Below are 25,168 nucleotides of genomic sequence, written 5' to 3'. Positions count from 1 at the left end.
AACATAAAATGTGAAAGTCAGAGTCTTTAGGCGCTGTCCGGTATTGTGGCTTTTTATAGTTCTGAAACAAACCACCCTTTTGAAGCGTGGTTATGATTATTTCAGCTAGTTAAAAATCTGATGCTTGGTTAATCTAACTATGTTAGTATTGAATAAATAAGCTTTTTTGTGGAAAATTAAAAGAGCTAACAAGGAGTGGAAGCAAATGAGTGTTTACCGAATTACAGCGTGTATACAAGTGAAAGGGGACTATCAAGCTTGTTATGATTTTTATACGGAAAAAATAGGGCTGGTACCGATCTATGGTGATGGATCAGGTCCTTATACAAGTTTTGCATCAAAGAAAGAGGAATCTCCCTTTTTTGCGATGTTTCAAATAGGAGCTGTAGTTGAACAAATGGAGAGTTATCCTATTTCGGATAATCGGATCTCGTCTGACACCCTCTCAGCAACTTTTCATACCACAACCTTTGATGATGATTACAATAGAATGGTCAATGCTGGAGTAGTGTTTGAAGTTGGGAAAAAAGTATTAGGTGAAGGTGCAGAAGCTTTTCATATAGCTTACTTTCGTGATCCAGAAGGGAATTTGATGAGCTTGGAGGACGGTGGAGTATAGTCAGAACTGTGTTGCTAAGGACAGGTAAGTTTTTAATTCTCTTTTTTGTCTGTATAAGTTATATAGTCAAAACTACCGTTTCGGTACTTAAGGTGTAAATGGTCATGGTAAAACAGAGAGAAAAAACGTTCACACTTATAATTTACAGAAGGAGTGCTCCAAGTTACTCGAGAGACTAAAGATGTATTGATGAACTATAGGCGCTTAGTACGCGTCTTACAGGTTGTTCGTATTCTCTTGATGAAGGTTGTGTATCGTGTATCGAAGAAAGTTTCATGAACGAAGCAACAAAGCCGCAGTTTGTGGGTGAATGTGGGTTACAGAATCTGCTTGAATTTAGGAAATGCCCAAAATGGTTAGTCCTAAAGTAGCGCTTGCCGATATTAGAATGTAGCTGAGGGCAAAAATGCGCTGTCCACAGAAATGCGGTGAGCAGTACATAGCTATGGTTTTAACTCATAAAGAAAAAGAGTAACCCTCAATGCACATGAGTATGCTCTTTATTCCAGCATACAAAGGAAAGAAGATAACGAAAAGTTATGTTCTTACCTCTTTTTTGTTTACAATCTTCCATCAAATGAAACAGGACAATAACGTATAAGTCTAAAATAGCATAATTAAGGTTTTTTAATTGAAAACTGAACATTTATGGTCATCCTTTAATGAAAGCGCTAACTACATAAGTTAGAATGAGTTGACTGATATATTAGTTTGTTTATCAGAAAAACAAAATGGACGGAGGAATAACATGAGTGATATTATTATTGGTATTTTGTTAGTTATCTCATTCTTTTTCATGGTCTGGTACTGTGTAAAAGGCTACAACTTGATGGTCGGCTTTGCCATCATGGCTACTGTATGGATGGGATTAGCGTTAGTCGGAAACACGTTTTCACAAAACCCGGCGATGGAAGGGCAAGGAGTAATTGATGTGTTGACGCATATCTATACGACGGGACCAGCTGAGTACGCCAAATCGATCTTGGTAAATGTCTTCTTTGGTGCCTTTTTCGGGCGTGTTCTAGTAGATAGCGGAATCGCAGCTACCCTGATTCGTAAGGTAGTTGAACTTGGAGGGGACAAACCAAGAATCACGATGAGCTTACTATGTATTGTAACCGCTGTTATCTTCATGTCGATGACAGGAATCGGACCAGTGATTTCTATTGCAGTTATTGTATTGCCGATCTTGATGTCATTAGGTATCTCAGTACCGGTTGCACTGTTCTCGTTTATGGGCTCGATTATGGCTGGAATCTTTGCTAATATCGTTAATTTCAAACAATATCAAACGATTTATGCTGGTTTCAATCCAGCGGCTGAAAGCTATACTTATAATGACTATTTCCAAATTGGGATGATTGGGATGATTGTAAGTCTAGTTGTGGTACTAACGGTTGCTAATATATCAATGAACAAAAAAAAACGCTATGCAATGGCAGCAAACGTACCAGCTGAAGGTGGCGACGCACCAATGATCTCATGGTTAGCCGTATTATTACCAGTTTTAGGGGTCGTTCTTTTAGATCTTCCAATCATCTTAGGTTTTATTCTAGCAGGTATCTGGGCATTGCTGTTTACTGGAAAATTGCGCGGAGGTTATAAAGAAATCTGTCGTCAGTTTGCGAAATTATTTACAGATGGCGCAGTCGATGTTGCACCAATGGTTGGTTTCTTGATGACCTTAGCGATGTTCAATAATTCAGCTGCATATGCTTCTCCTTATTTTTCAGCTATTTTTGGAGATTGGATACCGCAATCACCATTAGTCTTGGCAATCGTATTTGCTATATTGACACCACTAGGATTTTTCCGCGGTCCAATGAATCTAGTCGGTTCAGGCTCAGCTATTTTAGCTGTCGTGTTAGCTGTTAATCCAACGATGTCGCCAGCCTTTTTGTTCCCGTTATTTGCAATCACAACGATTGCTCCTCAGCATTTAGATATTACACAATCTTGGGTTGCTTGGGGATTAGGTTATACAAAAGTAACTTCTCGAGAATATATGAAGAAATCCATCCCAACTGGTTGGATTATCGGTGCGATCTTATGCCTGATCACGTTCTTATTGTACGGGAACGCCTAGTAAACAAAACGTCGATAAAAACGATTAGATGAATGGAGGAAAAGAAAATGAAACGTTTTGTGCGAATGGGAATTGATGTTGGCGGTACACATACGAAAGCAGTCGCAATCGATAATGCGACGCACGAAATCATCGGAAAATCTTCAGTGAAAACAACCCACGATGATGTCCGTGGAGTAGCCGCAGGTGTCGTTCAGTCTTTTCAAAATTGTTTGCGGGAAAATAATATCAGTCCAGAAGATGTTGTGTTTGTTGCACATTCTACCACACAAGCGACTAATGCACTGATTGAAGGAGACGTAGCAAAAGTCGGCGTAATCGGGATGGCAAAAGGTGGATTAGAAGGTTTTTTAGCAAAACGACAAACTAGATTGAACGATATCGATTTAGGGAATAAGAAAAAAATAGAGATTGTCAATGCATTCTTACCTGTCAAACACTTAAATGTAGACCGTGTTTCAGAAACGATTTCTTCTTTAGAAAGAGAAAGAGCGGAAGTCTTGGTTTCTTCTATGGCATTTGGAGTAGATAATGGGGAACCAGAACGAGTTGTTTATGAAGCAGCATCTGTGAAAGCGATCCCTACAACGATGGCTTCTGACATTACGAAATTATATGGATTAACAAGAAGAACTCGGACAGCAGCGATCAACGCATCTATTTTACCAAAAATGCTAGATACGGCAACCTCGACAGAAGATTCCGTACGAGAAGCAGGGGTCAATGTTTCTTTGATGATTATGCGCGGAGACGGCGGAGTAATGGAAATCAATGAAATGAAAAAACGTCCTGTCTTAACCATGCTTTCCGGTCCTGCTGCATCAGTCATGGGCTCCTTGATGTATTTAAGAGCATCTAATGGTGTTTATTTTGAAGTAGGCGGAACAACAACCAATATCGGAGTCATAAAAAATGGACGTCCAGCAATTGATTATTCAATTGTAGGTGGCCATCCAACATATATCTCTTCATTAGATGTTCGGGTTCTAGGTGTGGCAGGCGGTTCGATGGTACGGGCTAATCAGTCAGGAATCATCGATGTCGGTCCACGTTCTGCACATATTGCCGGTCTAGATTATGCGGTATTTACGGAGACAGAAAAAATCAAAGGCCCTAAGGTTGAATTTTTCTCTCCTAAAGAAGGAGATCCTGCTGATTACGTCAAAGTAGTGATGGAAGACGGAGAAGAAGTGACTATTACAAATACATGTGCAGCCAATGTCTTAGGCTTAGTCCAAGAAGAACATTTTTCTTATGGAAATGTTCCGTCTGCACGTAAAGCCATCCAAGCATTAGCTGATTATTGTCATACGACGGTTGAAGACATTGCAGAACAGATCATGGAAAAATCCTATGCTAAGATTGAACCGGTGATTTTAGAATTGGCAGACAAGTATCACTTGGAGAAAGATCAGATTTCTCTTGTAGGTGTAGGGGGTGGCGCCGCCTCATTGATTACTTACTTTAGTAATAAAATGGGTGTGAAATATTCGATTCCTGAAAACGCCGAAGTGATTTCTTCTATTGGTGTAGCACTTGCAATGGTCCGAGATGTTGTAGAACGTATCATCCCTTCGCCAAGTAAAGAAGATATACGATCGTTGAAAAATGAAGCGATGAATAAAGCGATTGAATCAGGCGCTACACCAGAATCGATCGAAGTCCACGTAGAAATCGATCCACAGGCTTCAAAAGTAACGGCTATCGCTACTGGTTCTACGGAAGTGAGAGCAACTGATCTAACCAAGGAGATCACAACAGAAGAAGCACTAGAGCTTGCTGCAGAGGATATGCGATTAAATAAAAATGAAGTTTGCTTATTGGAAAATACACCTTTCTTTTATGTATGCGGCGAACAGAATCGTTCAAAAAATGCTGGAAGTCTTCGGATCATCGATCAAAAAGGATTTATCAAGGTCCAACGTGGACATGCTTCATGTATGAAAACAACTGCAGCCAATTATATGACAGCTGTCGAACAACTTTGGGAAGATATGGCAGTTTATCAAACTGAATTGATCGCCCGACCAGAATTTTATCTCTGTTTAGGAGCAAGAGTCTCTGATTTTACAGCGACGGATCTGGAACAACTACAGCTTTTGATGGATCTGGAAGTATCTACTATGGAACCAGAGGAAGAAGTGATCGTCGTTGCCGGAAATATCAAACAAACATAAGTTAGAAGAGTTACTAAACGAATTACAACAGATCCCCGAAGAAATTTGGGGATTCTACCAGTTTCGGCGAGATTTATTTTGGAAAAAGATTCCTTTGTCTAAGCAGAAAATTCTTATACAAAAATCAATCGATTGTGGTATCGAAACGGCATGTAGCATCAAAAAAAAGTACCCTTTTGCCGATGTAGGAGAAATTTGTGAACAAATGGCTGTTCCAATCGTTTCCTGTGAATCAGAGCAAATAAACGAACGAATCACTTTTGCAACTTATGCAGAAGATGAAGGGATCCGATTGATGACGGAGCCGTTAGAAAAATTAAAATGTTCAGGACTAGCTTCGATCTCTAAAGAAACAGCGCAAGCTTTGATTATTGGACATGAACTATTTCACCACATCGAAGCTTCTGTTAAGGGAATTTATACGCAAAGCGAAAAAATTGTGCTGTGGCGGTTGCCTTTTTATACACATCAATCAAACATTCGTGCATTGAGCGAGATAGCAGCGATGAGTTTTTCAAAAGAGATGAATCAAAGCGATTTTTCGCCTTATGTATTAGAGGCAGTCTTACTTTGGTCATATAATGAAATTCGTAGCCAAGGGATCTTAGAAGAAATAAAAGAAATAGAAAAAAGATGTACGGAGTATGATTTAGATTACAAATAAAGAGACTGTGACAAAAGTCGTGTCATAGTCCTTTTTTTCCGAATAAACGGTGTTCTCCTGTCAACTCCTCGGTCACAAGTCAAAATATTCAACAAACATGAGAAGCTGTTTTTTGAAATTGTTCCTTGTGACTCGGAGATGAACGGCAGGCTCACGACCTCTTGGAAAACGGTGTTCAAAAGCTTGCATCTGCGGTAATAAGTCCAGCCAAGTTAAAAACATAAGAAGCTATTTTTACTTGGCTGTTCTTATTACTTGATGCAGGGCAGCTTTTTCACAACCTCTCAATAAACGGTGTGCAATCAGCTGACCCTCGGTATTAGCTCAAAAAAAACGACAAAATATGTGGAACTATTTTGCCGTTTCTTTCTCTAATACTCAGGTCAAAACGCTGATTCCACAATCTCTTATTTGATGGGTCTGTCCTGAATATCTTCAAAATAATCGGGGTAATTATGAATCACGTATTCTTGCTCCTCGATAATCATATGTAAATGCATCGTGCAAAGAAATCCGACTTCATCAAAGTTATGATCAATCATTGATTGAAGCATTGTCTGATGTTCATCTAATACTCGACCCCAGTCTAATTCTGAAATCGTCAAACGTAACCATCTGAAACGGTTCAAGTGCGTACTATAACTTTCTAGCCAATCCCAAATTTCTCGTTTTCCAGCAATTTCATAACAAGTTCGGTGAAAATCAGTATCCAAATCAAAAAAAGCTTTTTTATTTTGAGCGATCACTGCCTGATCGGTTTGTTCTAGTATTTTTTCTAGTTTAGCTTGATCTTGCTTGGTCATTTTCGCGCTGCATTCTTGCAGGATCGGTTTTTCCAACTTTTCCCGCGTATAACGGGCTAATGAAGCAGATCGGATATCGATTTTTGAAACATAAGTGCCGGACTGTGGAATGGTTTTTACAAGCTCTTGATTGCGCAGTTGGATCAGTGCTTCTCGAATCGGTGTACGCCCGATAGCTAGTTGTTCTTCTAACACTTTATCGGAGATTTTACTTCCAGGTGCTAACTCGGAATAAATGATTTGTTTACGTATAGATTCATAAGCTTGCTGTTGCAAATTATTGATAACCATTTAACCTTCCTTTCTATGCAGATATAATCTATTATAACATAAATCGCTTACAAATCGTGTGGGCATAAAAACACAGTCTGCAAAAAAAGCCCTGATAGGCATGCCTATTAGAGCCTCGAAAAGAAAAATATTGAATCAATCTGGTCGTACCTCTTGGATCGGTTTGACACGACCGCCGATTCTTTTAGCAAAAGCTTCGGATTCTTTTTTGTCTTTGAAAATGAGCAGATTGTCTAAGTTTTTTTCCCGAGTGCGACAGCCAGTTTTATCGATGTAACCGTGCATTACTTTAACGACATACATGGGGATCACCTGCTTTTTTCTTTTCATTATACGAACTACTCGACACAATACAAGAAAAATGCTTAGACGGTCTTTATTAAGAATTTACATCATCCAAAGAAGCGTACGCTTGGAATAACTGATCTAACTCCGGATTGACTTTGCTCAGCTTCACTAATCGTTGCGAATCAGAAAGTAAAAAACAGTGTTTACTACTGCCAGTAGTTTTTAATTTTTTGTCTTCAGTTCCCACAATTTCGTAGCTAAAATCCAACCGTGTTCCCGTATACTTTTGGATAGTTGGATGGATGCTCACTTTTTCTCCGTAATGGATCATTTCTTTATAGCTGCAATTTACTTCCAGAACGGGGATGATGATCCCAGATTCTTCGATTTTTTTATAGGGAAACCCTAGATGTACCAATAAGGCTGCCCGAGCCTCTTCAAACCAGCGGATATAATTGCTGTGATGAATAATCCCCATTTGATCTGTTTCATAATAAAAAGGTTCTCGCACATAACCTGTAAATTTCTCCATGACTCATGCCTCGTTTTCCATTGATTTTTTACAAAAATAATTCATCCATTTCGGAAGTGCTTCGCTGATTTGTGTCGGCAAAACAATATATTGTTCTTTTGCCAGCTGGTCTCCAATGAAACTATGAAGATAAACAGCTGCTGCAATCGTTTGGTCATTTTGAGGAAACTGGGCTAAAAATCCTGTGATCATCCCAGCTAAAGTGTCACCCATGCCGCCTGTTGCCATAGCAGCAGAACCTAAAGGATTGGTGTAGAAGTGCTGGTGACCATAAATTTTTGTCTCATGACTTTTCAAAACGAGCACAGCACCGATTTCCTGTTGCTTCTTTTTGTTTTCTTTATCCCGTTGTTCTTGTATCGGTAGAGAACTCAACCGTTGCCACTCCATTTGATGAGGTGTAAGTACAGTTTGTTCGGGATAGGGTAGCAAAAGTTGATTAGCAGCAAGTAAACTTAAAGCAGAGCCATCAATCACCAGCCATTGTTCTTTTGATTGGTTTTCTAGTACTTGTTTGAAACGTTCCAAACTCTTAGAAGAAGTACCCAATCCGGGACCAATCAAGAGTACATCTGCTTGCTTTATTACGGAAAGAAACTGGTCAGTATCCGTCCAATCTACAATCATTGCTTCTGGCAGATGGCTGTGAAGAGCACTCCGATTTTTTTCATCAGTTACTACAGTCGTGAGACCCGTTCCACTGTGTACGGCAGCTAAAGCACTCATAATGATTGCTCCGCCATATTGTTCATTGCCACCAATCAAAACGATACGTCCAAATGTTCCTTTATGTGAAATTTTTGGACGAGGTGTGATGACTCTTTTCACTAGTTGTTCGTTTATCAGCATCGAAAAACCTCCTTTTACTCATTATAGCGTATATTTTTTTTAGAGAAAAACAGATAAGAAAAGGAATTGTCAGATTTTTTGAACTATTTTTTTCTGTAATTTGTGGTATCATGAACACGAAGACTTAAATAAGTGGAGGATTAACTTTATGACAATTGATTGGCAAAAAGAAGTAGAAGCACGTAAAGAAGACTTGCTTGAAGACTTGAAAAATCTTTTACGTGTCAACAGCGAGCGCGATGACTCAAAAGTAACACCAGATGCACCATTTGGACCTGGACCTCGCGACGCATTGAAACATATGTTAGCTTATGGCGAACGTGATGGATTTAAAGTAAAAAATGTCGATAACTATGCAGGGCATATTGATCTTGGCGAAGGAGACGAAACGCTAGGGATATTTGGACACATGGATGTCGTTCCTGCAGGAGATGGCTGGGACACAGATCCTTATGAACCAGTAATCAAGGATGGAAAGATCTTTGCACGCGGATCAAGCGATGACAAAGGCCCAAGTATGGCAGCTTATTATGCGATGAAGATCATTAAAGAACTTGACTTGAAACTATCAAAAAAAGTTCGCTTCGTAGTCGGCAGCGATGAAGAAAGCGGCTGGGGCGATATGGCTTATTATTTCGAACATGAAGAAGAACCAGATTTTGGTTTCTCACCAGATGCTGAATTTCCGATCATCAATGGTGAAAAAGGAAATGTTTCTTTAGCTTTACGATTCAAAGGCGACAATGCAGGAGATTATGTCTTGAAATCTTTTGTTTCCGGACTTCGCGAAAATATGGTGCCAGGAACAGCAACTGCAGCACTTCAAGTACCAAGTGTAGATGCAGCTATCGCGATGGAAGAAGCATTTTACCAATTCATCGAAGCAAATCCAGTAAGCGGAACGATTGAAGCGGACAATACGTATGTAAAAATCGAATTAGTTGGTAAAGGCGCACATGGTGCAAGCCCACAATCTGGTATCAATGCAGGTTCTTTCTTGGCATTGTTCTTAGATAACTATGAATTCCTAGGATCTGCTAAACAATTTATCCATGTAGCAGCTGCTTATGTCCATGAAGATTTTTATGGAGAAAAACTAGGAGTCGCTTATGAAGATGAAAAAATGGGCAAATTGACAATGAATGCTGGACTATTTGCTTTTGAAGAAAATGGTATAGAGGAAGCGAACTTCATCAATATGAATTTCCGTTTTCCAAAAGGTGTAACAGTAGACGGATTGCAAAGTGACATCGAACAAACAGTGGGGCAAGAAGGCGCAACAGTTACTCGTGGTGCTCGCGTAATGGAACCACATTACGTCCCAATGGATGATCCATTGGTGGCTACATTATTGCAAGTCTATGAAGACCACACTGGAGAAAAAGGCTACGAACAAATCATCGGTGGCGGAACTTACGGACGTTTGTTGAAACGTGGCGTTGCTTATGGAGCGATGTTCCCAGGATATACTGATACAATGCACCAAGCAAACGAATTTATGAGTCTTGATGACTTGTTCAGAGCAACAGCAATCTATGCAGATGCCATCTATCGTTTGGCGAAATAATTAATTAAAAAGAGGATCAAGAATTGCAAATTATTTTTGCAGTCTTGATCCTTTTTTTACTTTCTACTGTGGTATTCATGATAAACATGATATAGATTCAATTCATATTCTTTCTTAGCGTTCGTGACGACTGTATCCAAAATCAACCCTGTTACTAATGAAAGAAGTGCTAAAGTCATCAATCCAGTACTTAAAATCGCAGAAGGGATGCGTGTAATAAAGCTTGTCAGCATATATTCGCGAATCACAGGAATCCCCGTGACCAATCCAAATAAAAAGAAGAAGATGGTCCAAATCCCAAAGAAAAGCAAAGGCTTATAATCTTTAAACATTTTAATAATCATCATGATCACTTTGAATCCATCAGAGAATGTATTCAATTTTGATTCGCTGCCTTCAGGACGATCACGATAATCGATTGGGATCTCAACGAACTTGAATTTTTTATCTAAAGCATGGATCGTCAATTCCGTTTCGATTTGAAAACCAGAACTCATAATAGGAAAACTTTTGACAAAGATACGATTGAATCCTCGATAGCCGGTCATGACATCAAGAATTTTTGTTTTATACATTCTAGTAATTGTATTTCTAACAAGGTTATTTCCAAAATCGTGGAAAGGTCTCTTATTCTCATCAAAGTAGGTTCCATTTGATAGGCGATCACCAATGACCATATCTGCTTCACCAGAACGTAATTTCTCGAGCAAACCATGTACAGCTTCTGCAGGATAAGTATCATCGCCATCTACCATTAAATAATAGTCGGCATCGATATCAAAGAACATTTGGCGGATCACATTTCCTTTTCCTTGACGAGGTTCTTTTTTTACGATTGCTCCACCTTGAACGGCCAATTCGTATGTTCGATCGGTCGAATTATTATCATAGACATAAATATCTGCTTCTGGTAATTCTCGTTTAAAGTCTGCAATGACTGTTGAAATTGTTGCTTCCTCATTGTAACAAGGAATCAGAACAGCAATTTTTTCTTGTTGTTCCATTTTTCACTCTCCTTAACTATAGAAAACAAAAGCTAAATTAAAAATACCTCATAATCAAAGGAAATGCTAGTTTTTCCCGCTAAATATCATTTATTTAAAAAGAAAATACTGGTATATATGTTTGGAAAGCTCTATCTAAAAAACCACCCACTACAAAAGAAGGGCATGATACCTCTCTTTTGAATAGTGGGTGCGTATTCGTTCTCTCACTTTTTTGACGTATTAATCTGTTGCACCTTTTTTTCTTGAAATTTCTAATACGGTTCCTGTATGAGCATCTGCTAAAAATTCATAATAAACAGTTTCGCCATCTTCTATCCGAGAAAGACCTCCCCGATAAGCACTCGACCGAACGGCGAATTTCCTAATAGGTTCCTTTTCAAAAGAGATCCAAGAACCTTCGATTGCACCTTCTTTTAGAAAAGATGACTTGATATTTTCAAGTACTTGGTCTGCTGACAATACTTTTTTGCGATGATACCAAATCGTTGAAGCTACCCCGCTCAATAATCCTAGACCGATTCCAACTGCTAACCCGCCTTTAAAATAGCTTAGTTCGCTTTCTTCATACATGTGGACATACCTCCTTCTTCTCACTTGTTACTCCTTGTGCTTATTTTACCACACTCTCATATTTTCTTTGAAATAAATAACCGCTACCAGAAAAAATAAGCTATAATAAATACGATCGGTCTGCAGAAAAAATCATATTTTATCCGCAGATCAATATAAGTCTGAGAGGAGTTTAGTCTGAAATTTAGACGAATAGCATATGGAAGAAAAAACATTTCAACGAATCAAAGAGTTAACAGAATTACAAGGAACAAGCGGTTTTGAACAAGATGTTCGCGCTTATATGGAAAGTCATATGGAACCGCTGGTAGATGAGTTACAGTTAGATGGTTTGGGCGGCATTTTTGGTCTGCGCCATCATGAAGAAGCGGATGCACCCCGTGTAATGGTCGCAGCACATATGGATGAAGTCGGATTCATGCTGACACAAATCCAAGAAAACGGGCTTTTTAAAGTCGTACCTCTAGGCGGCTGGAATCCTTACGTTGTTTCTGCACAGCGTTTTACACTTAAAACCTCTACTGGTAAGAATTATCCATGTATTTCTTCTTCCGTTCCCCCGCATTTATTGCGAGGAACAAGCGGACAAAAATCAGTAGAAGTAACCGATATTTTGTTCGATGCTGGGTTTGAATCAAGAGAAGAGGCAATGAGTTACGGTGTCCTTCCAGGAGACACAATCGTTCCTTACGCTGAAACGATCAAAACAGCCAACGGAAAGAATATCATCAGCAAATCATGGGACAACCGCTATGGCTGTACAATGGTATTAGAAGCTTTAGAAGCGTTGCAAAATGAAACATTAGGTCATACATTGATTGCAGGCGCGAATGTCCAGGAAGAAGTAGGCTTGCGTGGTTCTAAAGCTTCTGTCAATAAATTCAAGCCAGATCTGTTCTTTGCAGTAGACTGCTCTGCAGCAGATGATACAGTGACGAAAAATGGCACATTCGGACATTTAGGAGAAGGTACATTGATGCGTATCCAAGATCCAGGTTTGATCATGCTTCCTCGTTTGCGCGAGTACTTGCTGGATATCGCTGAAACAAACAATATCCCTTATCAATACTTTGTTTCAAAAGGCGGTACAGATGCAGGTGCTGCTCATACACAAAACGAAGGAATCCCAAGTACAGTGATTGGCGTAGTGGGACGTTATATCCATACGCATCAAACGATGTTCAGTATTCGCGATTTTGAAGCTGCACGAGAAATGTTGATTCAAACACTGAAAGGTTTGGATAAATCAACAGTGAATACGATCGTATACGGAAAATAACGCGATAGTGAAACTATAAAATCTGGCAAAAGGTTGCTTTTGCCAGATTTTTTTTATAAAAAGAGGATCAATGTTTGTTAGTTCGAAAGAAAGGTGTATAATTTAATTGAAAAATACATAAACAGAAAGTAGAGGACAAAGAATGATTATCCCAAATAGTTTAGAAGAATTAGCAGGCTACGTAGAAACTGGAAAGAGTGTATTTTTCTTTACTGCCGGCTGGTGCGGAGACTGCCGTTTTATCAAACCGCAAATGCCTGAAATTGAAAATGACTTTTCTGATTGGCAATTTATTGAAGTAGACCGTGACAAGTACATAGATGTAGCCGCTGAATGGAACATTTTTGGTATCCCAAGTTTTGTCGTGATCCAAGACGGAAAAGAATTAGGTCGTCTAGTGAATAAAGATCGTAAAACAAAACAGGAAATCGAATCGTTCCTAGAAAGTGTAACGAAAGGCTGACATCTGTTAGGAGGGGTCAAGATGAATCAAGAATATAAGAATATTTTAGTAGGTATCGACGGTAGTGAACAAGCCCTTGCTGCTTTCAAAAAAGCAGTAGAAGTGGCTCGCCGTAATAATGGGAAAGTATATGTAGCAAACGTAATCGATCAGCAATTTTATAACTTTATGGGCTATGCACCTATTGATCAAAATCTAGTCGATCAGCAAACTGAAACAGCCAAGGAAATGATCGAAGAATGTAAAGAATATGGGAAATCTGTTGATTACACAAATATAGAAGGAATTATTGCATATGGTTCTGTTCGTGAATCCATGGCAGTCAAATTGCCAAAAAAATATGAGATCGATCTAATCATGGTTGGGCAGTCAGGTCTAAATGCAGTCGAACGCTTTATGACAGGAAGTGTAGCCAGCTACGTGATACGTCATTCACCTTGTGATGTCTTGATCGTTTCTGACGAAGAAGAACAGCCAAGTAATTAAGCAAGTGGAACTTGTATAATCTTTTTAATCAATTCACTAAAACAGTAAAGGGACTGTGACAAAAGTCTTGTCACAGTCCCTTGTTACGAATAAATGGTATTCCAGAAGAAGCTTCTTCGGAAATAAAGCATGAAAAAAATCTCATGCAGTGAATGCAATTTTTTGTTAAGATAAATCTCAGCAAAGGATAATGGAGGAAAGAACATGATTTTTGCTTATAACAAAGCACACGTCGGAGACACTTTGATGGTTATCATAGCCGACGATAAAGGAACAGAAAACACTGTTGAACGTAAATGGAATGTTGCTCGGATCAAAGATGAACAAGGTCAAGTTGTTGCTTGGAACTTTTTCCATATCTCCGATCATCTAACAATCGAAGGGAACGGCCAAGTAAGCTTAACAGATGAGGAATTAGCGAAATTGAATCGATTGATCAAAGAAGCAGGATTCGAAGAACAGCTTGAAGCTGATCATGAACCGAAGATCGTTGTCGGGTACGTAAAAACATGCGTCCCGCATCCTGACTCTGACCATTTATCGATTACTGAGACAGAAGTAGACAATGGTACAGTATTGCAAATCGTTTGCGGTGCACCCAATATCGAAGCTGGACAAAAAGTTGTCGTTGCAAAACCAGGAGCCATGATGCCGGATGGAATGATGATCTGGCCAGGAACTTTGCGAGGGGTAGACAGCTATGGAATGATTTGTTCCGCTCGTGAATTGCATTTGCCAAATGCTCCAGAAAAAAAAGGAATCTTAGTATTGCCTGAGGATGCCGTAGTCGGAGAAGCATTTCCAAAATAAAGAGGTTGTGACAAGTCTTTGTCACAACCTCTTTTTTATTAATTTTCACTATTTTGATTTTGTTTTAATGCCGATTGATCGATCGTCAATTCAACAGTAGTTGTTTTTTCTTTTGAGCCTTCATAGTAAGTGATTTTGACAGAATCTCCCACTTTTTTCTTATACAAAGCAGATTGAAGTTCTACACCAGAAGAAACTTCTTTGTCATCGATCTTAGTAATGACATCATATTGTTTCAATCCAGCTTTTTCAGCCGGTGTAGCTGTTTGGACATTTGTCACGATGACACCGTTAGTTACAGATGAAGGAATCTTCAAGATTTGTTCTTGCTGCTGAGTAGAAACAGCAGATAAGTCGACCATTGTGATACCTAGAGCTGGACGTGTCACTTTTCCGTCTTTTTCCAGTTGATTGATGATATTCACTACATCGTTACTTGGAATAGCAAATCCCATTCCTTCTACATTTACGTTAGAAGTAGATTCAGAAGTACTTGCGATCTTACTTGAGTTGATACCGATAACTTGACCTTCGATATTCACTAAAGGACCACCAGAATTTCCAGGGTTGATTGCTGCATCTGTTTGGATCGCATTGATATTGACTGTTTCGTTCGATTCATTCGTACTTGTCACTTGTCGGTTCAAGGAAGAAATGATTCCTGAAGTGACAGAATTTGCATATTCAGATCCTAGTGGGGAACCAATCGCAATCGCAGGCTCACCAACCTTCAGAGCACTTGAGTCACCAAAAGAGGCAACTGTTTCGACTTTGTCTGAATTGATCTTCAACACCGCTAAATCTGAATAAGCATCTGTTCCAACTAATTCAGCTTTTACCTTCGTACCGTCTTTCATCAAGACTTCAAGACCTTGCTGGCCATCTACTACGTGGTTGTTTGTGACTACATAAGCAGTATTCCCGTCTTTTTTGTAGATCACGCCGCTTCCTTCACTATAAGCTTCCAAATTACTATCATCTGAGCTGCTACTTTCTTCTTGCTGCCCGAATAGTCCGCCAAAACCGCTTGATTGGTTTTGACTTTGTAAGTTGATAACAGAAACGACAGCGTCTTGAACTTTATCTACTGCTTTGGTGATATCAGAATCTACATTGACTTTGACGTTTTCCACAACTGTTTCACCAGCAGAATTCTGATTGCCGCTTGTAGCAGTAGAACTATTGTTGCCAGTGCCTATCGCTGCATAAAAAATACCAGCTGTCAGTAATCCTCCAACGATCCCTCCAACAAGCCCTAGACCTAACTTACGCCAGAGGCTATTATTTTTATTTTTTTTCATCTTTGGTGTCACATTTTTTCTATCCATGTGTTCCTCCTCCAATTACATTCATTTATCTACTGTTAGTATAGTCTTATTTGTTGACTTTAGTCTACTTTGAGACTGTGAACTTTTTATGAAAAACTTTAGGAAAAACCATTGTTTTCAGATGAAAATATTTGATTTGCTTTTTTCCACAGAAACTGTGTAAAACTACGCGGATAGGATTGGAAAAATGAGGGATAAAACATATCCACAGCCTGTGTATAAAGTGGATAAATTTTTATAAAACGTATGTTTGCCTAATGAATGTGATGAAATAAGGTAAAATAACGCTGTTTTCTGTGGATAAACCTGTGGATGTTGTGCATAACTATTGGGGAAATCTTTTTAACAAAAATAGCCAAAATAAACATATAGACGAAAAAATTGATTATAATAAACAAAGTGAGCGTGAAGATCAAAGGAGAGAAAACATGAATATCAAAATTATTTCAGTAGGAAAATTAAAAGAAAAATACTTGATCCAAGGTATCAATGAGTATGTCAAACGGCTGAATGCCTATGCAAAAATCGAATTGATCGAAGTTCCTGACGAAAAAGCCCCGGAGAATTTAAGCGAAGCGCAAATGAGACAAGTAAAAGAAAAAGAAGGGGAACGGATCTTAGCGAAAATCAAAGAACAAGAATACGTCTATGCCTTAGCAATTGAAGGAAAAAATCCCACAAGCGAATCTTTTGCTAAACAAATCGACCAATTAGGTATCCAAGGAAAAAGCCACCTTGTTTTTGTTATCGGCGGCTCTTTAGGACTCAGCGAAGCCGTCATGAAAAGAAGCAATGCTCAGATCTCTTTTGGAAAAATGACGTATCCACATCAATTGATGCGTCTGATCCTTGTCGAGCAAATCTACCGTGCCTTCCGGATCAATGCGGGGGCTCCATACCACAAATAATGATATTTTTTAAGAGAAAAAATTATCCCTATTTTAAATAATAGCAATAGGTAGTGGTAGGGAGAAATTTATAAATAACTTTTTTATTTGCTTTGGTAGCCAAGTAAGTTGCAAAAGAAAAATAGATACTGTTAAAAAGATAATGTAGACATAGAAACAAATACGTAAAATTTTAGTTAGAATAATGGCAAGGAGAAAAAACATGATAGATGAAAAAAAGTGTTTAAAAAATCTATTGGAGGATATGGATGATATTGAAGAAAAACTATCTAAATGGACTGGGAAAACAAATATATTTCAGATACTTAAGCTATCTAAAAATGAAATAAGACATAGTAATTTTTTAGCTTTTTTGTTTGCTCCAAATGAAACCCACAATTTATCTGATGAGTTTTTTAAAATGTTTTTGAAAAGGTATATAGATTCTAATGATGATACCAAAGCTGCTATCAATTATTTTGATGCTTTACTTAATAGCTATGAAGATTTAATTGTTTACAGAGAAAATAAGAATATTGATATTTTATTGGTATCGGAAAAAAATAAAATAGTGGTGTGCATCGAAAATAAAATTCTGTCTTCGGAGTCTGGAGGGCAACTTAATAAATACCAAAGATATATAGAACGCAATTATTCTAACTATAAAAAAATTTTTGTTTTTTTAACTCCAGATGGAAATGAACCCACAAATCCTAGTTGGGGCATAATTACTTACAAGAATATCGTTGAAGAGAGTGTAAAATATTTTGTGTAAATAGAAAAAAGGAAGTCCCTTCTGTAGAATAGAGTTACCACAACACATTCACAGAAAAGAGGACTTCCATATGAACGATTTTACTACAGAAATTATGGAAACACTAATCAATAAAGGTGATTTAGATGAATTATTTCGATGTCATTTAGAATTAGCTGTTAATTCATTATTGCAGGCTGAATTAACAGCTTTTCTTGATTATGAAAAATATGATCGTGCTGGGTTCAATTCAGGTAATTCCCGTAATGGGAATTATTCACGTTCATTCAGAACAGAGTATGGAGAATTAAATTTGGTGATTCCTAGAGATAGAAATGGTAAGTTTTCTCAACAAACTTTACCTGCTTATAAAAGAACCAATGACTCTTTAGAAACCACTATTATTCAGCTATTTCAAAAAGGAATTACTATGTCTGAAATCTCTGAATTGATTGAAAAAATGTACGGGCATCACTATACGCCACAAACCATTTCAAATATGACTAAAATAGTTTCTGAAGATATTATTGCCTTTAAAGAAAGGTCCTTAGAATCCAGATACTCTGTCATTTTTATGGATGCTACTCATATTCCTTTAAAAAGACAAACTGTTTCAAAAGAAGCAGTTTATATTGTAATTGGCATTCGATTAGATGGAACCAAAGAGGTTCTTGGGTTTAGTCTTGCTCCAACTGAATCTGCTTATGTTTGGAAAGAGATTCTTCAAGACCTAAAAGACCGTGGTTTAAAAGAGGTTTTATTAGTCGTAACTGATGGTTTAAGTGGCATTAACGATAGTATTCATAGTGTTTATCCAAATGCTCAATTTCAACAATGTTGTGTCCATATATCTAGAAATATCGCTCATAAGGTTCGTGTTAGTGATCGACAAGAAATCTGTAGCGATTTCAAATTAGTTTATCAAGCAAGTTCAAAAGAAGAAGCAAATAATCAAATAAGGTTTATGATAGATAAATGGAAAAAGCAGTATCCACGAGTGGTTAAATTGCTCATGAATCCTGCTATATTAACCTTTTATAATTTCCCTCCGTCAATCAGAAGAACTATTTATTCAACTAATTTGATTGAAGGTTTTAACAAACAATTAAAGAAATATACCAAAAGAAAAGAGCAATTTCCTAATGAAGAATCTCTGGAGAGATTTCTAGTATCTCAATTCAACAACTATAATCAAAAGTTTCTATGCCGAGTTCATAAAGGTTTTAAAGAAATACATGATACATTAGAATCAATGTTTTAACTTGATCAACAGAATGGGCTTTTCCATTTACACATAATTCTTGACGCAACCCAAACAGGGAGCGTCAATAATTTTGTGTAAATAACTCGTCCTTCTGCAAAATAATGGGTTACTCAGTAAACATTGAAGCTAATGTATCCGTCACTTGTTGGAAGCCTTTATGGCTTCTATTTAAGAATTTTTGATTGTATATATCAAAGATGGATACTAGGAAACGCTCTAGTGATTCTTCATTTTGAAACTGCTCTTTTCTGCGGCTGTATTTCTTGATTTGTTTATTGAAAGATTCGATTAAATTAGTTGAGTAAATGCTTCGGCGGATACCAGGCGGAAACTCATAAAAAGTCAATAAATCTTGATTTTTTATCAGTGACTGCGTCACTTTAGGATAAGTTTTCTGCCACTTCTCAATCTTACTCCCTAAAAAGGTATTTGCCTCTTCCTTTGAGCTAGCTTGATAAACAGCCTTAAAATCATCACAGATTTCTTTTCGATCTTTGACACGTACTTTATGAGCAATATTACGGGAAACGTGAACACAGCAATGTTGGTATTTAGCTTTAGGATAAATCTGGTGAATCGTATCTTTCATGCCTTTTAAGCCATCGGTAATAAACAGTAAGACATCATGAACCCCTCTGGAGTAAATGTCCTGTAACAACTCATTCCAAACGTAGGTCGATTCAGTCGGAGCAATCGCATAACTTAGTACTTCTTTAGTGCCGTCTTCTCGTATACCAATGGCAATATAGATTGCTTCTTTGGAGACGGTTTGCCGTTTTAATGGAATATAAGTAGCATCCATGAAAATAGCGACATACTTATCATTTAGAGTTCTAACTTTAAATGCATTTACTTCTTCAGTCAGCACTTTAGTCATGTTGGACATGGTTTGGGGCGTGTAGTGATGCCCATACATTTTCTCAATCAAGTCTGCGATTTCCGACATGGTAATACCTTTTCGGAAGAGGTGAATGACGGTCTCCTCTAAGGTATCATTCGTCCGTCTATAAGCAGGAACAGTCTGTTGCTTGAACTCGCCGTTGCGGTCGCGCGGAATCTGGAGATGAAGTTCCCCGTACTCGGTCTTGACCGTACGGTCATAGGAGCCGTTACGAGAATTACCCGTGTTAAAACCAATGCGATCGTACTTTTCGTAATCGAGGAAAGCCGTTAACTCCGTTTTGAGAAGCGTATTGACAGCTTTTTCCAAATGGACACGGAATAATTCATTCAAATCGCCTTTGTTCGCTAGAGTCTTTAGAATTTCTGTAGTAAAATCGTTCATATGGAAGTCCTCTTTTCTGTGAATGTGTTGTGGTAACTCTATTCTACAGAAGGGACTTCCTTTTTTCTATTTACACAAAATATTTTACACTCTCAACAAAAGTATCTTCGATTAATACTTGCTCAAGTTATGTGCAGCTACGAAAAAGTAGGTACCGAGGTACTTTCTTTTTCGCAGCTTTTTTTGGACTTATGAGAAGTACATTCGCTGGAAGAATACGATATAAAACGAGCTTTTTCACTAAAGATATTAATAGAGTGAAAGAAACAAGCTTTTGTTGTCAGTTTTTTCACTTTTCTAAAAATGAAAATAAAAAATTCTGGAAGTGGAGAAGAATTTTGCTTGCTATACTTTGTCTTGTAGAAAAGAGGTGGACAAAATAATGCAAGCTCAAATAAGCGATTTTCCATAACCTTGGTAGGAATGACAAATTAAATAGGAAAGGGAAGTAATAATATGGATAAAAAAAAGTTATCTCTATTCGGTTTTTTTGCCCTGACAGCTTCCATGGTTTTGACTGTTTATGAGTATCCGACCTTTGCAACATCACAATTACATTTGGTTTTCTTTCTTCTTTTGGGAGGTATTTTATGGTTTCTACCAGTTGCTTTATGTGCTGCAGAAATGGCAACAGTTGAAGGATGGAAAGATGGTGGGATTTTCAGTTGGGTTAGTCAAACTTTAGGAGAACGTTTTGGTTTTGCAGCTATTTTTTTCCAATGGTTTCAAATTACAGTAGGTTTTATTACAATGATCTACTTCATACTAGGAGCGCTGTCGTATGTAATTAATTTTCCAGAGCTTAATACAGATCCATTTATCAAGTTTATTGGTGTATTAGTCATTTTCTGGGTACTGACTTTTTCACAGTTGGGCGGGACCAATCGTACCGCTAAAATTGCTAAAGCAGGATTTGTCATTGGAATTGTTATTCCTTCGATCATTCTCTTTGGTTTAGCAGCAGCCTACTTTATCGGCGGTAATCCGATTCAAATGGCTATTAATGCGAAAGCTTTTATTCCTGACTTTTCTCAGCTTTCAACTTTAGTAGTATTTGTATCTTTTATATTGGCTTATATGGGCGTAGAAGCTTCAGCATCACATATTAATGAGCTGGAAAATCCCCAAAGAAACTACCCATTGGCAATGTTTTTACTAGTGATTTTGGCCATCGCCTTAGATGCAATCGGCGGTTTCTCAGTAGCAGCGGTTATTCCACAACATGACTTGTCTCTCAGTGCTGGTGTAATCCAAACATTTGAAACGCTTATTTTACATTTTAACAGTCATTTGCATTGGTTGGTAAAAGTGATTGCTCTCATGATTGCCTTTGGCGTTATGGGTGAAGTTAGTTCTTGGGTAGTTGGTCCATCACGAGGGATGTTTGCAGCTGCTCAGCGAGGTCTGTTACCAGTTTTCTTCCGGAAAACTAATAAACAAGGCGTTCCAGTTCCGTTGATTATGATACAAGGAATTATCGTTACTATTTGGGCAGCAGTCTTAACTTTTGGTGGAGGAGGCAACAATTTATCATTCTTAGTAGCAATCTCCTTAACTGTTGTCATTTATCTCGTAGGATATTTACTATTTTTCCTAGGTTACTTTGTATTAGTTTTTAAGAAAAAAGACTTAAAACGAACTTACAATGTACCAGGAAAAACTGTTGGCAAAACGATTATCGGTGGAATTGGTTTTATTTTATCAGTGTTCGCATTGCTTATCTCTTTTGTACCACCAGCTTCAATTGCAGCTAGTGAGCACCGAACATACCAAATCATACTACTTATTAGCTTTGTAGTGACTGTTCTTTTACCTTTTATCATTTATGAAGTACATGATAAAAGTGCTCACACAACTATTGAGGAACCTACTCACGTGAAAGCTGAAGACGCTAATCCCGCTGTTTATCCAGCTGCTAGAGGAGAGCACCACGTTACAAAAAATGATGAACATATTTTAAAACATTAGGAGGAGTTCATTATGTTATACGGAAAAGATAATCAAGAAGAAAAAAACTATTTGGAACCAATTTTTGGCTCTGCAAGTGAGGATGTTGACTTGCCTAAATATAAGTTAAACAAAGAATCCATTGAACCACGAATTGCTTATCAATTAGTACAAGACGAGATGTTGGATGAAGGAAATGCGCGATTAAACTTAGCTACTTTTTGTCAAACGTATATGGAACCTGAAGCAGTGAAATTGATGACCCAAACGTTAGAAAAAAATGCAATTGATAAATCAGAATACCCACGAACAACGGAAATTGAAAACCGCTGTGTAAATATGATTGCTGATTTATGGCATGCTCCAAATAATGAAAAATTCATGGGAACTTCAACGATCGGCTCTTCAGAAGCCTGCATGCTGGGTGGTATGGCCATGAAATTTGCTTGGCGTAAACGTGCTGAAAAATTAGGTCTTGATATTCAAGCAAAAAAACCTAACCTGGTGATCTCTTCTGGTTACCAAGTTTGTTGGGAAAAATTCTGTGTATATTGGGATGTGGAACTGAGAGAAGTCCCAATGGATGAAAAACATATGTCAATTAATCTAGATACTGTCATGGATTATGTGGATGAGTACACAATTGGTATTGTAGGTATTATGGGTATTACTTACACTGGTCGTTATGATGATATCAAGGGTCTGAATGATTTAGTTGAAGCTCACAATAAACAAACTGACTATAAAGTATACATTCATGTTGACGCTGCATCGGGTGGCTTTTATGCACCATTTACTGAACCTGATCTAGTTTGGGATTTTCAATTGAAAAATGTTATCTCAATTAATTCTTCAGGTCACAAATATGGTTTGGTATATCCAGGTGTGGGTTGGGTCTTATGGCGTGACCAACAATACTTACCAGAAGAATTAGTATTTAAAGTTAGTTACTTAGGTGGAGAAATGCCAACTATGGCTATCAACTTCTCTCATAGTGCAGCACAACTAATTGGTCAATACTACAACTTTGTACGCTATGGCTTTGATGGTTATCGTGATATTCACCAAAGAACTCATGATGTTGCTGTTTATTTAGCCAAAGAGATCGAAAAAACTGGTATTTTTGAAATCATTAATGATGGATCAGAATTGCCAGTTGTGTGCTATAAGCTGAAAGAAGATCCCAATCGCGAATGGACACTATATGATTTATCTGATCGTCTGTTAATGAAGGGATGGCAAGTCCCAGCCTACCCATTACCTAAAGACTTGGATCAATTAATTATTCAACGCTTAGTTGTTCGAGCAGACTTTGGAATGAACATGGCTGGTGATTATGTACAAGATATGAACCAAGCAATTGAAGAGTTGAATAAAGCTCATATTGTTTATCATAAAAAACAGGATGTGAAAACGTACGGCTTTACTCACTAAAATTCTTCAGAGAAATATAAAAGAAGTTAATTAACTAATAAAAGGAGTTGTGATTACCACACAGCTCCTTAAATCTATTTGAATAAATATATGATATTCATTTGTTACACTCTCAATCTTAGCTGTTGTTCTATTCATCATTACTCTTATTGTAAGTAGTTCAGTCAAATTTGCTTGTTCAATTGATCGATAACAGTATGAATTGTTTGAAAAGTAATCGGATATATAATTGTTTTCTCACTACCTAAGCCTTCTTGGTATAAAGAACTATCGCAAAGTATAATCCGCTGAGTACAAAAGAAAGTGTCGTCTACTATTTCTCTAAGTTGTTTACAAATGATATTACTAATAGAAAAGTGTTCTCCCAAAATGTCTTCTAACTGTTGTCGATAGTATAAATACCTAAAGTCTGACGGAGCTACTATGAACACTTCAATTGGAGATTTCCGTTTATGCTCATTTAAAAGACTTAAACTAATGGTTAGTTTACGAATAGAATTCTCATTCCAACGCAGAAATAAATTGTTTTGTTTTCGCCATTGTTCAAGAATTTCATGAACTTCTAAGTACAAAGCGCGTTGCTCTTCATTTAACAAGTAAGTCTTATCAGGTTGAAATATCTGAATATCAGCCCAAAGTGAGCGGATAAACGGGAGAAATGCTTTATCAAAAAGTATCTGATTTTCTTCAGATATATTCAGAGATAAGATAAGTTTTTGACTGAGCTCAATCACCAAAGGGTTATCTGCTACATGGTTTTGATAAACAACGTTCAAGTCTTTTTGTAACAATTCAAAGTTATCGCATAGATAATTTCTAGAGTTGAATAGAAAGTAGATATAAAAGCATTCATCTTCGTCATGACATAAAGAGAAAGAAAGTTGCTCTAATCCTTTCTGTATTAGCTGAAACAAGGGAGTATGTCGGGCAACTCTTTTTTCTTCCTGACTAAAATATATTGGGTTAGTCTTAGATCTCTGCAAACCGATAGCGATACCTAACAAAATAAATTGTTTTTCAACTGTAGGGTAACTTCTTGAAAAAAAATGTTTTTCTACATAATCAATCAATTGTTGACCGCTTTGAATAATTGATTTATTTAGCTGGATCAACTCCGTCCGATTTGTCTCATAGATTATCGTTAGTAACAAACTTCGATAATCCTTTTCAGGAATTTCAAAATGGCCATCAGCATTTAAGTACTGCATTTGTTTAAAAAAATCAATCAACTCATTTCGTAAGTTGTAAACTTTGCTTAACGAAATGAAGGTAGTATTAGCTATATTACTCCAATTGTGTTCCCCTGATAAATAATGTCCTAATACATTGAAAAAGTCAGAGCGCTGATAGATGAGTTGAGTGAGTGACAACCTCGAAAACGAAGAGTCGAATGCGACTGTAAAGCTACTTCTAGCTTTCTCCACTGAAATAATTTGCTGATGGAGTATGTCGGTAATGCATTCCAAGTCGTTAGTGACAGTGAGTGGGCAAACGTTCAATTGATCTGCTATTTCGCGAATCTGAATGGTCCCTTTTTCGTGTAATTGCTCACAAATGTAAACTTGACGAAAAATACTTTTCTCCAGATAGGTTTCCAACATAGTACTCCTCCTAGTCATTTTATACATAACTATTATAACTCTACCAACATTGGGAGCGTCAATAATTTTGTGTAAATAAATTGTCCTCCTGCAAAATAATTAGTTACTCAGTAAACATTGAAACTAATGTATCGGTTACCTGTTGAAAACCTTTATGGCTTCTGTTTAGAAATTTTT

The 25,168-nt window shown here is 37.5% G+C and carries 23 protein-coding genes; 14 read left to right on the top strand and 9 right to left on the bottom strand.

Going from position 1 to position 25,168, the window contains the following annotated elements; all coding sequences use genetic code 11:
* Nucleotides 1–205 precede the first annotated feature (205 nt).
* From OS138_RS02980 to OS138_RS02965, 4 genes are all read left to right on the top strand, one after another.
* Nucleotides 206–619 carry a VOC family protein gene (locus OS138_RS02980; protein WP_325069690.1) on the top strand — a complete coding sequence of 138 codons (414 nt, stop codon included), beginning with the start codon at nt 206–208 and terminating at the stop codon, nt 617–619.
* 748 nt (nt 620–1,367) lie between these two features.
* Nucleotides 1,368–2,705, top strand: a complete 1,338-nt coding sequence (locus tag OS138_RS02975) for a citrate transporter (protein WP_086324385.1) — start codon at nt 1,368–1,370, stop codon at nt 2,703–2,705.
* Nucleotides 2,706–2,752: 47 nt separating this feature from the next.
* The gene (locus tag OS138_RS02970) at nt 2,753–4,882 is read left to right on the top strand and encodes a hydantoinase/oxoprolinase family protein (RefSeq protein WP_325069689.1); all 2,130 of its coding nucleotides are present in this window, start codon (nt 2,753–2,755) and stop codon (nt 4,880–4,882) included.
* Nucleotides 4,857–5,546, top strand: coding sequence for a hypothetical protein (locus OS138_RS02965; RefSeq protein ID WP_325069688.1), 690 nt, complete (start codon nt 4,857–4,859; stop codon nt 5,544–5,546). Before OS138_RS02970 ends, OS138_RS02965 begins: the two co-directional genes overlap by 26 nt.
* A gap of 407 nt (nt 5,547–5,953) precedes the next feature.
* Here OS138_RS02965 and OS138_RS02960 read toward each other — a convergent pair whose 3' ends face one another.
* The 4 genes from OS138_RS02960 to OS138_RS02945 all read right to left on the bottom strand — a co-directional run bounded on the left by OS138_RS02960 (nt 5,954) and on the right by OS138_RS02945 (nt 8,309).
* Nucleotides 5,954–6,640, bottom strand: a complete 687-nt coding sequence (locus tag OS138_RS02960; RefSeq protein WP_002289316.1) for a GntR family transcriptional regulator — start codon at nt 6,638–6,640, stop codon at nt 5,954–5,956.
* Between the two features lie 135 nt (nt 6,641–6,775).
* Nucleotides 6,776–6,970, bottom strand: a complete 195-nt coding sequence (locus OS138_RS02955; protein WP_002315615.1) for a hypothetical protein — start codon at nt 6,968–6,970, stop codon at nt 6,776–6,778.
* A 49-nt stretch (nt 6,971–7,019) separates the two neighbouring features.
* Complete coding sequence (locus OS138_RS02950; RefSeq protein WP_325069686.1) at nt 7,020–7,460, bottom strand: acyl-CoA thioesterase; 441 nt, start codon at nt 7,458–7,460, stop codon at nt 7,020–7,022.
* A 3-nt stretch (nt 7,461–7,463) separates the two neighbouring features.
* A complete protein-coding gene (locus OS138_RS02945; RefSeq protein ID WP_325069685.1) occupies nt 7,464–8,309 on the bottom strand; it encodes an NAD(P)H-hydrate dehydratase in 846 nt (281 codons plus the stop codon).
* 148 nt (nt 8,310–8,457) lie between these two features.
* Here OS138_RS02945 and pepV point away from each other — a divergent pair, with 148 nt between their 5' ends.
* Complete coding sequence (pepV, locus tag OS138_RS02940) at nt 8,458–9,876, top strand: dipeptidase PepV (RefSeq protein ID WP_325069684.1); 1,419 nt, start codon at nt 8,458–8,460, stop codon at nt 9,874–9,876.
* A gap of 56 nt (nt 9,877–9,932) precedes the next feature.
* Here the strand turns inward: pepV and OS138_RS02935 are convergent, their stop codons facing one another.
* Nucleotides 9,933–10,880 (bottom strand): glycosyltransferase family 2 protein, encoded by a 948-nt coding sequence (locus tag OS138_RS02935; RefSeq protein ID WP_002289860.1) that lies wholly within the window; start codon nt 10,878–10,880, stop codon nt 9,933–9,935.
* Nucleotides 10,881–11,102: 222 nt separating this feature from the next.
* Entirely contained in the window at nt 11,103–11,453 is a 351-nt protein-coding gene (locus tag OS138_RS02930) for a PepSY domain-containing protein (protein ID WP_002289862.1), read from the bottom strand.
* 199 nt (nt 11,454–11,652) lie between these two features.
* On the opposite strand from OS138_RS02930, the gene pepA reads away from it, so the two are divergent.
* The 4 genes from pepA (at nt 11,653) to ytpR (ending at nt 14,491) form a co-directional block, all read left to right on the top strand.
* Nucleotides 11,653–12,732 carry a glutamyl aminopeptidase gene (gene pepA, locus OS138_RS02925; RefSeq protein ID WP_002294156.1) on the top strand — a complete coding sequence of 360 codons (1,080 nt, stop codon included), beginning with the start codon at nt 11,653–11,655 and terminating at the stop codon, nt 12,730–12,732.
* 142 nt (nt 12,733–12,874) lie between these two features.
* Nucleotides 12,875–13,195 (top strand): thioredoxin family protein, encoded by a 321-nt coding sequence (locus OS138_RS02920; protein ID WP_002287837.1) that lies wholly within the window; start codon nt 12,875–12,877, stop codon nt 13,193–13,195.
* Nucleotides 13,196–13,216: 21 nt separating this feature from the next.
* Nucleotides 13,217–13,681: a universal stress protein gene (locus OS138_RS02915; protein WP_002287838.1), complete on the top strand. Its 465-nt coding sequence runs from the start codon at nt 13,217–13,219 to the stop codon at nt 13,679–13,681.
* A gap of 204 nt (nt 13,682–13,885) precedes the next feature.
* Complete coding sequence (ytpR, locus tag OS138_RS02910) at nt 13,886–14,491, top strand: YtpR family tRNA-binding protein (protein ID WP_002338603.1); 606 nt, start codon at nt 13,886–13,888, stop codon at nt 14,489–14,491.
* Between the two features lie 38 nt (nt 14,492–14,529).
* Here the strand turns inward: ytpR and OS138_RS02905 are convergent, their stop codons facing one another.
* Nucleotides 14,530–15,819: a S1C family serine protease gene (locus tag OS138_RS02905; protein ID WP_325069683.1), complete on the bottom strand. Its 1,290-nt coding sequence runs from the start codon at nt 15,817–15,819 to the stop codon at nt 14,530–14,532.
* A 428-nt stretch (nt 15,820–16,247) separates the two neighbouring features.
* Between OS138_RS02905 and rlmH the strand changes: the two genes are divergently transcribed.
* The 3 genes from rlmH (at nt 16,248) to OS138_RS02890 (ending at nt 18,721) form a co-directional block, all read left to right on the top strand.
* The gene (gene rlmH / locus OS138_RS02900) at nt 16,248–16,727 is read left to right on the top strand and encodes a 23S rRNA (pseudouridine(1915)-N(3))-methyltransferase RlmH (protein WP_002287841.1); all 480 of its coding nucleotides are present in this window, start codon (nt 16,248–16,250) and stop codon (nt 16,725–16,727) included.
* A gap of 202 nt (nt 16,728–16,929) precedes the next feature.
* Nucleotides 16,930–17,481, top strand: coding sequence for a PDDEXK-like family protein (locus OS138_RS02895; protein WP_002299296.1), 552 nt, complete (start codon nt 16,930–16,932; stop codon nt 17,479–17,481).
* Nucleotides 17,482–17,551: 70 nt separating this feature from the next.
* The gene (locus OS138_RS02890) at nt 17,552–18,721 is read left to right on the top strand and encodes an IS256 family transposase (RefSeq protein WP_002313998.1); all 1,170 of its coding nucleotides are present in this window, start codon (nt 17,552–17,554) and stop codon (nt 18,719–18,721) included.
* 109 nt (nt 18,722–18,830) lie between these two features.
* Here OS138_RS02890 and OS138_RS02885 read toward each other — a convergent pair whose 3' ends face one another.
* A complete protein-coding gene (locus OS138_RS02885) occupies nt 18,831–20,009 on the bottom strand; it encodes an IS256-like element ISEfm2 family transposase (protein WP_002330719.1) in 1,179 nt (392 codons plus the stop codon).
* Nucleotides 20,010–20,465: 456 nt separating this feature from the next.
* On the opposite strand from OS138_RS02885, the gene gadC reads away from it, so the two are divergent.
* Nucleotides 20,466–21,977 carry a glutamate:gamma-aminobutyrate antiporter gene (gene gadC, locus OS138_RS02880; RefSeq protein WP_002323137.1) on the top strand — a complete coding sequence of 504 codons (1,512 nt, stop codon included), beginning with the start codon at nt 20,466–20,468 and terminating at the stop codon, nt 21,975–21,977.
* 12 nt (nt 21,978–21,989) lie between these two features.
* Nucleotides 21,990–23,390, top strand: coding sequence for a glutamate decarboxylase (locus OS138_RS02875; RefSeq protein ID WP_002287852.1), 1,401 nt, complete (start codon nt 21,990–21,992; stop codon nt 23,388–23,390).
* A 164-nt stretch (nt 23,391–23,554) separates the two neighbouring features.
* On the opposite strand, the gene OS138_RS02870 is transcribed toward OS138_RS02875, so the two are convergent.
* Complete coding sequence (locus tag OS138_RS02870; protein ID WP_080489827.1) at nt 23,555–24,991, bottom strand: DNA-binding protein; 1,437 nt, start codon at nt 24,989–24,991, stop codon at nt 23,555–23,557.
* Between the last annotated feature and the right edge of the window lie 177 nt (nt 24,992–25,168).

The sequence above is a fragment of the Enterococcus sp. E5-37 genome (genome assembly GCF_035726925.1).
GTDB lineage: Bacteria > Bacillota > Bacilli > Lactobacillales > Enterococcaceae > Enterococcus_B > Enterococcus_B faecium.
The sequence above is the reverse complement of the archived record's forward strand: the minus strand, read 5'-3'. Positions and strand labels throughout refer to the sequence as shown.